This window comes from Pedobacter sp. HDW13 (genome assembly GCF_011303555.1).
GTDB lineage: Bacteria > Bacteroidota > Bacteroidia > Sphingobacteriales > Sphingobacteriaceae > Pedobacter.
The window spans coordinates 325,542-338,963 of the sequence record NZ_CP049868.1; the positions used below are offsets into that span (position 1 = coordinate 325,542).

The 13,422-nt window shown below is 40.1% G+C and carries 7 protein-coding genes; 2 read left to right on the forward strand and 5 right to left on the reverse strand.

Annotated features, from left to right (window positions below; all coding sequences use genetic code 11):
• Positions 1-26: 26 nt before the first annotated feature.
• On the reverse strand, positions 27-2,030 hold the full coding sequence (locus G7074_RS01400; protein ID WP_240916444.1) for a SusC/RagA family TonB-linked outer membrane protein: 2,004 nt from the start codon (positions 2,028-2,030) through the stop codon (positions 27-29).
• Positions 1,994-3,010, reverse strand: a complete 1,017-nt coding sequence (locus G7074_RS26905; protein ID WP_240916445.1) for a TonB-dependent receptor plug domain-containing protein — start codon at positions 3,008-3,010, stop codon at positions 1,994-1,996. The genes G7074_RS01400 and G7074_RS26905 overlap by 37 nt, the downstream gene beginning before the upstream one ends.
• A gap of 452 nt (positions 3,011-3,462) precedes the next feature.
• Here G7074_RS26905 and G7074_RS01405 point away from each other — a divergent pair, with 452 nt between their 5' ends.
• Entirely contained in the window at positions 3,463-7,545 is a 4,083-nt protein-coding gene (locus G7074_RS01405) for a hybrid sensor histidine kinase/response regulator transcription factor (RefSeq protein ID WP_166206353.1), read from the forward strand.
• A gap of 196 nt (positions 7,546-7,741) precedes the next feature.
• Here the strand turns inward: G7074_RS01405 and G7074_RS01410 are convergent, their stop codons facing one another.
• The 3 genes from G7074_RS01410 to G7074_RS01420 form a co-directional block, all read right to left on the reverse strand.
• Positions 7,742-8,632 (reverse strand): SMP-30/gluconolactonase/LRE family protein, encoded by an 891-nt coding sequence (locus G7074_RS01410; protein ID WP_166206356.1) that lies wholly within the window; start codon positions 8,630-8,632, stop codon positions 7,742-7,744.
• 61 nt (positions 8,633-8,693) lie between these two features.
• Positions 8,694-10,454, reverse strand: a complete 1,761-nt coding sequence (locus G7074_RS01415) for an ABC transporter ATP-binding protein (RefSeq protein WP_166206359.1) — start codon at positions 10,452-10,454, stop codon at positions 8,694-8,696.
• Positions 10,438-12,174, reverse strand: coding sequence for an ABC transporter ATP-binding protein (locus tag G7074_RS01420; protein ID WP_124561228.1), 1,737 nt, complete (start codon positions 12,172-12,174; stop codon positions 10,438-10,440). Before G7074_RS01420 ends, G7074_RS01415 begins: the two co-directional genes overlap by 17 nt.
• A gap of 259 nt (positions 12,175-12,433) precedes the next feature.
• Between G7074_RS01420 and G7074_RS01425 the strand changes: the two genes are divergently transcribed.
• Positions 12,434-13,276 (forward strand): S1 RNA-binding domain-containing protein, encoded by an 843-nt coding sequence (locus G7074_RS01425; protein WP_124561229.1) that lies wholly within the window; start codon positions 12,434-12,436, stop codon positions 13,274-13,276.
• The last annotated feature ends 146 nt before the right edge of the window (positions 13,277-13,422 follow it).

Sequence of the window (13,422 nt, forward strand, 5' to 3'; positions counted from 1 at the left end):
TATTTTTTGATTAAACAGTTCATCGTTTAGTAATTAAGGTTTAAACCTAAAGAGAATACGCGGGGTCTTGGATAGATGTTGTTATCTACACCAGAAGCTACTTCAGGATCAAGTCCTTTGTATTTGGTTACTACAAAAACATTCTGCACACTGCCAGTAAGCTGCAGGCTGGCTTTGCTTTTAAACAGCTGACCAAACGAATAACCCAGGTTTACGTTATCCATCCGCAGGAACGCGGCATTTTGCACATAATAATCGCTCAACAACTGTTGCCCTTTAAAATTGGTTGTCAGGTAGTTCGGCGATCCGTTTAAGATAATGGCTGTACCTAAAATCTGCGTCAGGTTGCCACTCTGGCTAAAATTATTGTTGTACACGTAATTGCCCAGGTTAGCCCTTAAGGTGAATGATAAGTTCCATTTTTTATAGCTAAGATTATTGCTAAAGCCTAAAAATACTTTCGGATCGGCTTGTTTGCCCTTCTTAAAATCGCTCGGACTGATAATACCATCGCCATTCTGATCAACATACACCCCTTCAATTGGGTTGCCCGCCTGATCGTACACTTGCTCGAAAAGGTTAAAGGTATTTTTTGGTCCGCCAACGGCATTAATGAAGGCATTTTGTCCACCTACACCACCTGCAATGGTACCGCTCGGGAAGCCTGCGTAATTCGGATCGTTTGGCACCACCGTTAAATTGGTGATGGTGTTTTTATTATAGGTAGCATTGAAGCTGAAATTCCAATCGAAATCTTTTGCTTTAACGGGATTAAAATTCAAGGTAAGCTCTACCCCTTCATTTTTCATATCGCCTACATTCACAACTGCTGTGGCAGCAAAATTGGTTCCTGCGGGTTGTGGAATTCTGTTTAGTAAATCGCTGGTTTTTTTCTGGTAAACGTCCAGACTACCAGTAATCCGGTTATCGAAAAGGCCAAAATCTAAACCAATATTCGCGGTTGCAGTTTCTTCCCATTTAATATTGGCAATGTAGGCACTTGGGCGGTACATCTGATAAAAAGTATTGCCAAACTGATATTGGGCATTTAGCGAGCTCAAACCGTAAGTAGACAAATAGCCATAGTTATCAATACCATCCTGTTGACCGGTAATACCATAACTGGCGCGTAGTTTCATTGCCGAAATGGCTTTAATATCTTTTAAAAACGATTCGTTTTTAACGGTCCACGCCAATGCTACGGAAGGAAAAAGACCATACTTATAGGCTGGGCCAAAACGCGATGAGCCATCTCGGCGTACCGTTGCGGTCAACAGAAAACGTTCATCGTAATTGTAATTTAACCTCCCGAAATAAGAGATTAAGCGGTACTGAGGCTTATTAAACGCAAAGGCAGGATCCGAATTGGGCACTTTATTGCCATTGGCATCGAAACTTGGGTAAAAATATTGCGTGGTTAAATAATCGTTATAAGAATAACCGGCAGTAACGTCTATCCTGCTTTTTATCGATTTAAATTCTTTGATGTAGTTGAGGTAAAAATCAACAACAGTGTTTCTCCTATTTGTTTTGTATTGATTATTCACCCCGTTACTTAAAATAGATTCTGCAGCATTCGGATCTACATAAACAGTTCCTTTACCCGAAGCTACATCGTAACCAGCATTAAAATTGGCATGCAATTCGGGCAAAAAGTGAAATTGATAATCCAGCTGAATATTGCCGATACTGCGCAAAGGTTTAGCACGGTCTTCGCGTTGCTCGAGTAATCCCACAGGGTTACGCCCTACCAAATTAACCAAACCAGTTGGTGTTGTCGGGTCGAGCCATTCCCAATAGCCGTTGTAATCTGCACGGTTGGTATAAGTAGCCTGCGTAGGGTCGAAACTTACAGCACCACCAATAGCGGATGAATTGGCAAAACGGGTTTTCTGCATGCTTCCTTTCAGATTGATATCAACTTTTAAATGGTTATCAAAAAAGCGCGGATTGAGTACAAATGCTGCCGATCTTTTTTCCAGCTGATCGGTTCTTAATATGCCGCTTTGGTTCTGATAACCGACAGACAAGCGATAAGGCAATTTTTTAATCCCCCGCTAATGCTGATGTTGTTATCGGTAGAAATCCCATCCTGATAGATCAGGTCCTGCCAGTTGGTATTAAAACCACCCAATTGAGCTTTCTGTGCCGCAGTGCCATTAGCATTCACAATCGATCTGATCTGATCTGCACTCAGCACATCGAGCTGCTTAACAATTTTCGAAATAGAATTAACCGAATTGAAACTTACCTTTAAACCATCACCCAATCCCTTTTTTGTAGTGATGATAATAACACCATTTGCGGCCCTGGCACCATAAATAGCAGCTGCTGAAGCATCTTTCAAAACTGTAAATGTTTCAATATCGTTCGGATTAATAAAGCTAAGCGGATTGGACGCACCTGAAACGCCGCCATTTTCTAACGGAACACCATCAATTACGAATAAAGGATCGTTACTGGCGTTGAGCGAAGAACCTCCACGAATACGAATAGTGCTTCCACTGCCCGGTTGGCCACTGTTAGAAGTAATGGCTACACCCGAAACTTTACCCGATAACATTTGCTCGGGTGTGGTAATACTTCCTTTCTGGAAATCCTTTACCCCTACAACTGCTACAGAGCCTGTAAGGTCTTGCTTTCGGGTGGTTCCGTAACCTACTACCACCACATCGTTTAATGTTGCCGCATCTTCGGTTAAGGTAACGGTAAAATTAGTGGTTTTAGTAACCTGGATTTCTCTGGTTTGGTAGCCTACAGAAGTAAACTCCAGTATACCTGCCTTTGCCGGAATCTTAATACTGAAATTACCCTGTGCATCGGTTGATGTGGCAATTGCTGTACCTTTTAAACGGATACTTACGCCAGGCATGCCTAAATTATCGGGTGCCGATTTTACAACACCGGTAATGGTAGCCTGCTGTGCAAAAAGATATCCGTTTGTAAAAATCAACAGTAAAAGCATTAAGATTCGCTTGTTACTCCTGAAGAAAGATGTAAAATTGTGCATAGAATATTATGGTTAGAATTATACCTACAAAAGAACACTATATGCCCCAATTGGCTTTGTGCTATCGTTCATATCTTTTGTGCTAATCGACATATTATATTCATTTAAGGCATTTAAAACAGGTTTTGAGAGATTTTTTATAGAAGATCACCTTACCCAAATCCGCCATTCCCGTGAAAACAGGAATCGTAATGCACCATACCAGAATAGCCAAAGCATTAGGATTCCCAGGCAAGCTGGGGAGGTCGGATTCTTTATAACGAATCCCTATAGAAAATCACCCTACCCCGATCCGTCATTCCCGTAAAAACGGGAATCCTAAAGCATTATACTAGCATAGCCAAAGCATTAGGATTCCCAGGCAAGCTGGGAAGGACCGTTTTCTTAAATGAATAGGTTCGTGAAAAATAAATTATATTTACCGCTTCAGAAACCGTCTGACCGAACACCGAATGACTGCACTAATTAAAACCATTTTCTTCTTTATTTTGATTTTATCACTGGGAAACGTGCAGGCCCAGAATTTAAAATTTAAACATGTAAGTGTAGAAGATGGCTTATCGAATAGCACCATCGAATGCATTTTTCAGGATCACCGGGGCTTTATCTGGTTTGGTACACGCGATGGGCTAAACAAATATGATGGCGGCCAGATTACTTACTACAAACACAGTAATGACACCAACAGCCTTAGCGATAATTTCATCAGATGTATATTTGAAGATAAAAACCATACCCTCTGGGTGGGAACCTCCGATGGCTTAAATAGGTTTAATGCCGAGCAAAATAATTTTACCACTTACCGCACTAACGAAAAAAATGTTTTAACCAACAACTTCATTACCTCGGTTAAAGAAACCAGTAAAGGAATTTTAGTGAGTACTTATGGCAGCGGCCTTAACCTACTCAATGTAGCAAAGAACAGTTTTAGCAGATATCCATTTAAATCGACCGCTAAAGCGAGTCGAAAAGATTATATTAACGACCTTTATAGCGACACCAATGGAAATATCTGGATGGCAACCGATGCCGGCATCCATGTTTTAAACCTTAAATCAGGTATATCGAGCCCAATAGACGGTTTAGAAAACAAAGTATTCAGGGCCATAAAAAAAGCAGCTGATAGTTCTTTTTGGCTGGCAACAGAAGAAAGCGGGTTGATCCATTACAACCCTCAAAATAATTTAATAAAAACTTACCAGCACCAGGAAACCAGCAAAAACAGTTTAGGGAGTGATCTGGTTAGGGCAATTGCTTTCGACAGGCAAAACAACATCTGGATTGGCGGCATTAATGGTGGTTTAGATCATCTGGACCCAAAAACAGAAACTTTTACCCATTACCAAAACGAACCTGGCAACGCCTTCAGCTTATCGCAACGCACAGTTTCGGCCCTCTTTATCGATCGGCAGGAAAATTTGTGGATTGGTACCCACCGCGGAGGTGTAAACCTGTATAGTCCGCAGGCTGACAAGTTTAAACTGGTACGCCAGGAACACAATAAAAACAGTTTAAGCTACAATGATGTAAAGGCTTTTCACGAAGACAGGGCCGGCAATATTTACATTGGTACTGATGGTGGCGGGCTCGACATCTACAATAAAGCAAACAAAACTTTTTCCCATTATCGCTATAATCCATTTAATGCCAGCACTATTGGAGCCGACGCTGTGCTCGATATCACCGAAAGCCAGAATGGTACTATATTAATTGGCACCTGGGCAGGTGGACTGAACCTGATGCGTGGCGATGGCACTTTTACGCGTTTTAACCATAATCCAGCCAATTCGGCTTCTATCTCGTCAGATTATGTGCAGAAATCGTTTGAAGACAGCAATAAAAACATCTGGATAGGCACTTATTATGGTGGACTTAACCTTTTCGACCTGCAAACCAGACAATTTAAGCGAATAGAAAAAGGCCGGAATGGTACCCAGCTTATCGGAAACAATGTGGTTTCGATTAATGAAGACCACTACAAAAACCTGTGGATTGGTACCGATGATGGCGGATTAAACTGCTACAACTTAAACACACAGGTATTTACACATTATTTTATGGGCAGTGGTAAAAGGCCCGATTTACGTGTAATCTTTATCGATAGCAAAGGAAATTTGTGGATTGGACAAGCGGGTTTATACCGCTTTAATCGCAGCCAGAATAAATTCGAACTATATACCACTAAAGCAGGCCTCTCTACCGAATTTATTAAAGGAATAACAGAGGATGCCAAGGGCAATTTTTGGATTTCGACAGCAAAAGGGCTTACCCAATTTAACCCGCAAAACCATAGTTATAAAAAATACAATACCGGCGACGGCTTGCAGGGCCTCGAATTTGAAGCCAATGCTTATTTAAAAACCAAAAGCGGCGAAATGTTTTTTGGAGGCACCAATGGCTTTAATTCGTTTTTACCTGACGACATTAAAACCAATAAATTTATTCCGCCTGTTTACCTCACCGAATTCCGGATTTTTAACCAGCAGATTTTACCCAATATACCAGGATCGGTACTCGAAAACGAAATCAGCTATACCAAAGAAATCCATCTCGACTACGATCAGGCTACCATATCTTTCCGCTTTGCAAGCCTAAATTATGTAGCCAACGAGAATAATAATTACGCCTATAAACTTGAAGGCGAAGACGAAAACTGGATCAATGTAGGCAATGCAAAACAAGCATTTTATACTAACCTCGATCCCGGAACCTATACTTTCAATGTACGGGCATCCAATAACGACAATGTATGGAACAATACAGGTACTGCGGTAAAAATTGTAATATCGCCACCTTTTTGGGCCACTTGGTGGTTTAGGTTACTGGTTATAGCCACTACCCTGTATCTCACTTATGCTGCATTAAGCTTTAAACGAAGGCTCGAGATCAGAAAAATCGAAGAAGAAAAAAGGGAGGAAATGCATCAAACCCAGCTCCAGTTCTTTACTAATATTTCGCATGAATTCCGCACCCCACTTTCGTTAATACTCGGGCCAATAGAGCGTTTACTGAAAGAAGATACACAGGAAAGTTTCCAAAATTATTACCAAACCATACACCGCAACGCTAACCGCTTGTTAAGGTTGATAAACGAGTTGATGGATTTTAGAAAAACAGCTTCAGGAGCTTTAAAACTAAATGTAATTAACGGTAATCTGAGTTTGTTTATCGATGAGCTTGCTGAAGAATTTTCAGAAATGGCAGCCGAAAAAGCAATCCGTTTTACGGTAGAAAAGGAAAGCCTGCCAGCCAATATCTGGTTCGACAGGCAGGTAATCGAGAAAATTATTCTCAACCTGATCAACAATTCGCTTAAATATACCAAATCTGGCGGTACGCTCAAGCTTCAGATTTTTACAGGTGAAGCAGCTTTAAAACCGACTTTTGAAAACCAACTGGTTGTAAAAAGCGAGTACCAAGCCAGTGCGTATATCTATATGCGTGTAATAGATAGCGGTATTGGCATTTCGAAAAGCTCTATCCAGCATTTGTTTGAGCGTTATTACCGCATTACTGAAACACATTTAGGCTCGGGTGTTGGCCTTGCCTTTGTAAAGAGCTTAACCCTCTTGCATAAAGGATTAATACAGGTATCGAGCGAGCGCAATGAGGGAACAGAAATTATAATTGGCATTCCATACAACCAGGAAGATTACAGTCCGGCAGAACAGTTTAGTCAGCATACAGAAGCGGGTGGTACCCGTTTAGAAAGCATCAGCTACCGCTCGGAAACAGAAATGCCTATACAAAACACAGTCAGCCCAGCAGCCGGTACCGAAACCCGCATTCTAATTGTAGATGATAACGACGAGCTGAGAACATTTTTAAAAGATACTTTAAGTCCGGTTTATCAGATTAGTGAAGCCATTGATGGCCATACAGGACTGGAGCAAGCCCGGAAAGAGCTGCCCGACTTAATCATCAGCGATGTGATGATGCCCGGAATGAACGGAACAGAATTTTGCCGTTTAATTAAGGATGATATTGAAACCAGCCATATCCCTTTTTTAATGCTTACCGCCAAAAATAGTTTAGAAGCCGAAATTGAAGGTGCAACATCAGGCGCAGACATGTATTTTACCAAACCCATCAATATTAATCTGCTTCAGTTAACTATCAAAAATATTTTTGAGCAGCGACAAAAACTGAAAGACCATTATTTAAAACATAAAGATACCGAACCCAAAACACTGGCCCATTCGGAAAAAGACAAGGCCTTTTTAACCAAATTACTGGCCATTATCGATGCTGAAATGATTAATCCTGAAATGGATATAGATTATTTGTGTAAGGAAATTGGCATGAGCAGAACCAAACTTTATCAAAAAATTAAATCAATTACCGGGCAATCCATCGGAGAGTTTGTAAGATCGGCAAGGCTTAGAAAAGCCATCGAAATTATGAAGACTGAAGATGTACTGATGACTGAAGTAATGTACCGTATAGGGATACAAACCCAATCGTACTTTACAAAGGCATTTAAAAAAGAGTTTGGGGTTACCCCAACGGGGTATTTGCAGAATTTAAAATCGTAGCTGACTGTAAAAAGTAAAAAAGCCCTTCAATCCTGAGAGGGCTTTTTCATAGTCGTCTATCCCTATAAGTAGGAACCCAAAACTAATTAATGCGTTTAATATTTTTGACTTCTGAATAAACTGAACAGAAAAAAATTTCTGCTAACGTTTACGGAATTTTATGCGTTCTAATACATTATAGCACTATTTAAAGCCACTACTCTACTCCTCTAGCATTTACATGTATGGTATAAATCGATTTCGAAGCCGTTATAAAAAGTATGTTTCTTTGCTTTCCACCAAAACAAATGTTGCCGCACCACTCCTCAGGTATATTAATATGGCCAATTTGTTCGCCATTTGGCTTGTAAATATTTACGCCTTTACCGGTTACATAAATATTGCCTTCGGTATCGAGCGTCATGCCGTCAGAATGTTGGTTTAAAATTAACGTTTGACCGGTTAATGATGCATCGGGTTCAATATTGTAACGGTAAGTTTTATTGGCTTTCATATCGGCCACGTACAAAAACTTGCCATCTGGTGTACCCACAATTCCATTCGGTTTTAATACATTATCGGCAACAACAATGGCTGTTTTCTTGCCTTTTGGTAGATAATAAACCCTTTGAGGTTCAATTTCAGGCGATTTCCGTGTCCAGTAATCACGCTGGTAATAAGGATCGGTAAAGTAAATGCCGCCTCTGGCATCCAACCAAATATCATTGGGGCCATTTACCTTCTTACCCTCAAAATCGCTAAAAAGCACCGTAACCTTTTTATTTTTATCTATCTTCCAGATTTCGTTGTGCTCATCGGCGCAAACAATCAGGTTACCCCTCTTATCAAAATAAGTTCCGTTGGTCCTACCCGATTTGTCCATGTACATGCTCAGTTTGCCATCCGTACCATATTTCCAGATTTTATCATTCGGTTGATCGGTAAAAAAAACATTGCCTTGCTTATCTACCGAAGCACCTTCGGTAAATTTAAACTGCGAAGAAACAAGCTTTAGGCTGTCCTGAACAAAAATCTGCTGCTTTGCACTTTGCGCAACTGCTGCTACACTAATGACAGAAAATGCCAGAGCGAAAAAATATTTTTTCATTGATGATGATTTGATTTCCAGACCTTACAGGTTATTAAAACCTGTAAGGTCTATAAAAATATTAACTTACCCGCTTTCCTTTGAGTAACATATTTAATGCATCGTTAAGCGTACCGGCCTTTTGCACCTCGCCTTCATTCACAAAATAAATTTCATCAGCATTTTCGATCGTATTTAAACGGTGTGCGATAATTACCAATGTGGTTTCTTTTGATAATTTATTTAAAATATCGCTCAAAAGTTGCTCAGTAATGGTATCGATATTTGCTGTGGCTTCGTCTAAGATCAGCAACTCTGGATTGCGCAAAACTGCACGCATAAAGGCTATCAATTGCTTTTGGCCCAGACTTATACTATCCGATAGGGAGTTAATTGGTGTATTCAACCCCTCGTCAAAAATGGCCAGGAGGGCATTTAAATTGGCTCCTTCAATTATTTTTTCGAGCTCCCCATCACTTACATTCTGGTACTGGCTGTTGCCGTAAAGGATATTTTCTTTCACCGTTCCGGTAAATAAGAATGGTTCCTGTAAAATAAAACCAATTTTCTGTGTTCGCTCTGCAGCCGAAAATGAACGGATATCTTTGCCATTTAACAGCACAGTTCCTTTGGTAGAATCGTATAAACGCGAAATTAACGAGGCCGTAGTGGTTTTACCGCCACCAGTTGGGCCGATTAAAGCATAGGTTTTGCCTTTCTCAAATTTGAGGTTAATGTTGTGCAAAATCTCTTTCGATTCATCGTAAGAGAAATGCACGTTTCTAAATTCCAGTAAAGCATCACCGTTAACAGTTCCTTTATCTTCGATCTGCTTTAAATCACTTTCGAGCATTAAAATCTGCGAAATACGATCCCAACTGGCCATCGCTACCTGAAAGCTCGTCCATAGGGCTGCCAGTTGCCTTAATGGATTATAAAAGTTGGTGGTGTAGGCAATATAACTCACCAATAAACCCAGCGTAAAACTTCCGGTCGAAATTAAATAAATACCAAATAACAACGTAATCAGCTGTGCAGTGCTCGACAACAAACCATAAACAGGTACAAAAATATTATTGGCTAAACCTGCTCCAATAGCAGTTTTATAGTTTTCTTTATTGGCCTCATCAAAACGTTTTCTGAAATAATCGCGCCGGTTAAAAGCAATAATTACCTTAAAATTGTTCAGGCTTTCCTGAATTTCGGCACTCATACCGCCTACACTTTTTAAATTTTTGGCATTCCGTCTTTTTACCCAGGGTGATAACACCACCGTAAAAAGAACAATCCCTACTGCGGGCGAAAGTGTTGCTGCACCCAATTCGATGTTGATGGACAGCAGAAAAATACCCGCACCAATCATCGTTGCAATACTGCTGATAAACTGCATCAGCGACTGCGAAAAAAACTGATTTACTTTATCGGTATCGTTATTTACCCTCGAAATGAGATCGCCTGCCTTGTTTTGGTTAAAAAATGAAACCGGAAATTCCTGTAATTTATTAAAAATAGCATTACGTAAAGTGTACAACATCCGCTGGCCTACACCGCCCATCAATTTTGTTTGGGTGTAGCCTGTAACCATTGCAACCATATACATGGCCAGCAAAATGCCTCCAAAAACGAGTACGCCATGAAATTGTTTGGTGCGGATGTAAGTATCAACCGTATGGCCTACCAGCAATGGTCCCAGCAGCAGCAAACCCGAGTTAATTAAAATAATAACAAGCGCCAGCCAAAGGTTTCTACGCTCTGCCGAGATCAGTTTAAGCAGGCTATTAAGCGATTTAAAGGTCGATTGCTTCTCGCGCTTTTCGCTAAGCTGATTAAGATTGTAGTTCATAATTACTGGTGCTCTGTTGTGAATTGTAAATCTGAACGTACTCAGGACTGCTTTTCAGTAGTTCCTGATGAGTTCCTTCTGCAATAATTTCGCCCTGCATCAGCAAGATTACTTTATCATAATGTTCAACAGAAGCTATTTTTTGAGTAACTGAGATAAGGGTTAAACCGGGATAATTTTGCTGGATATTTTCTAAAATCCGCTTTTCGGTATTGGTATCTACCCGGGCAGTAAAATCATCGAGCAGCAATACCTTAGGATTAAGTGCCAATGCCCTCGCCAGCATAATACGTTGTTTTTGTCCGCCTGATAGACTACTGCCCCGTTCGGAAATAATCGTGTTTAACTGATCGGGCAATGCCTCTACAAAATCTTTAAGTTCGGCAGTAGCAATGGCTTTAGCTAAAAACTCATCGGTAACGGTATCGCTAAAGGCAATATTTTCGCGGATACTCATGTTAAACATAATGCTATCCTGAAAAACAAAGCCTACCTGCTTGTGAAACTCTTCCTGGTTGTAGTTTTTAATTTCATGGCCATCAAAAAGCACTTCGCCACTTCCGGGTTCAATTAAACCTGTTAAAATATATAGTAACTGTGTTTTCCCAGCCGCTGTAGGACCAATAATAGCCGTTTTGGAGCCCGCTTTGGCAGAAAATGAAACGGACTTTAAAATGGGTTTCTGCCCAAAATTTAAAGTAATATTTTTGCCCTCTACTTCGCCTGAAAGTGTGGTGGTTAATGTACCCGGATGATTAATTTCTGCAGCATTTAATACAGTTTCAATGCGCTGATAAGAGGCTGTGGCTTGGGCAATAACATTACTCATGAAGCCAATAACCAAAATAGGAAAGATAATTAGCGACAGGTAACTGCTAAAAGCGGCAAACTCGCCCAGGCTCATTGAACCGGTGATTACAAAATGCCCGCCTAAAACCAGAATGCATAAACCCGATAAGTTAGAAACGAATATGATAATTGGAATTAATCCGGCAAACAGGCGCAGGATGGAAAGTCCTAAGTCCCTCGCTTTGGCATTTGCATCTAAAAACTTATTGTATTCAAGCTGTTGCGAGTTAATTACGCGGATTAAAGCAGAGCCTAAAATGCTTTCGCTAATTACCTTGTTTAACCAGTCGATTACTTCCCTGCTCTTTTTAAAAAGCACCCGTACTTTGCTCAGTACGAAGAAAAACGCTCCGCCTATAATTGGTACAATAGCAATAACACATAATGCCAGTTTCCAGTTGATGATTAAAAGCAGAATGCTGGCACCAACTATTAAAAAAATAGAAGAACAGATGGAAACAATGGCCTGGGAAACGAACATTTTAATCGAATCGGCATCGGCAGTAAGATTGGTTAATAATTTTGAGGGGTTAGCCTGAATGATGTAAGCATGGCTCTGTCTCGAAATCTGATCAGAAAGCTTTGTCCTTAAATCGCGGGCAACCCTTTCTGATGCATAGGTTTGTACAATACTCTGTAAATAAGTAAAGATAAAAACCAGTACAATGGCACCGGCAAATTGAATCAGGATCGGTTGGAGGTGAAATGTATTATTAGTGTAAGCGTCGATTCCGTGTGCAATGATTTTAGGTAAGAGCAGGTTTATACCATTACTTAACAGGGCAAACAGGATCAGCATTAATATTAAGCCCCTGTAATTTCCTAATAAACTAAAAATACTGGGCTTTTTGACTGCTTTGGGTTTTTCCATTCAACGAAGTACCTTAAATTGTGGTGTTCAAATTTAACCCAATTATTTGACAAGAAATGATTAAATCAGTAAATTATTGAATGGGTGAATGCGCTAAGTGATTGAAGGATTGAATGAGCGAATGTCTATGAAATCCCGCATTCAATCCCTCCTCATTCAATCCTTCAATAATTCATATATTTAAATCGGACTTAGCCTTTAAAGATTGTTACCTTTGCAACGCAAAAGCCATTGAAGAAAATGGTTAAACCCACAAAAAATGATTGAAATAGGAAAATACAACGAACTAAGAGTATTAAGTAAAACCGAAGCTGGTTTAAATTTAACCGACGGCGACAAACTGGTTATCCTGCCCTATGTACATGTGCCCAAAGGGCTCGAAATTGGTGATAATATCTCTGTTTTCGTGTTTGTACAAAAAGATGGCCGCTTAACGGGGACCACACAAAAAGCCTACGCCGAAGTTGGTGATTTTGCTTTTTTAAAGGTTGTTTCTGACGAGGACGGTGTTTTTATGGATCTGGGCATTGATAAAGACGTGTATGTGCCCGACCGCGAGCAAAAAAGGCCAATGCAAAAAGGCTATAAATATGTAGTTTATGTATATCTCGACGAAAATAACGATCGCTTACTCGCATCATCAAAACTATACGATTTTGTAGAGGAAGAAAATTTTGATTTCGAAGAAGGCGACGAGGTAAGTTTATTAATTACCGAAGAAACCGACCTGGGTTTCAATGCTATTATTAACAATACTTACATTGGTTTATTGTATCACAACGAGGTTTTTGATAATATCCAGATTGGCGATATGCGCAAAGGATGGATCAAAAAAATCCGTGTGGAAGGTAAAATTGACCTAACCTTACAGCCAAGTGGTTACGGACACATTTTAGATTCGAAAGAAATGATTTTGGCCGCGCTTAAAAAGAGTGGTGGAATAATTGAACTGGGCGACAAAAGCTCTCCGGAAGAGATTTATCACCGTTTCCAGATCAGCAAAAGTGCTTTTAAAAAAACCATTGGGTCTTTATATAAAGAGCGTTTAATTATGCTTTCTGATGATTCGATCAGGTTGTTAACTGATGATGATGCAGAGTAGTCGTCATTTCGACTGCAGTGCAATGGAATGGAGAAATCTAATAAAGATCTCTCCACTACATTCGAGATGACAGATTATCTAAATTCAGCCACGGAGACTCGGATTAACACAGATTAATTTTCTGTGCCTTCCGTGCATCCGTGGCC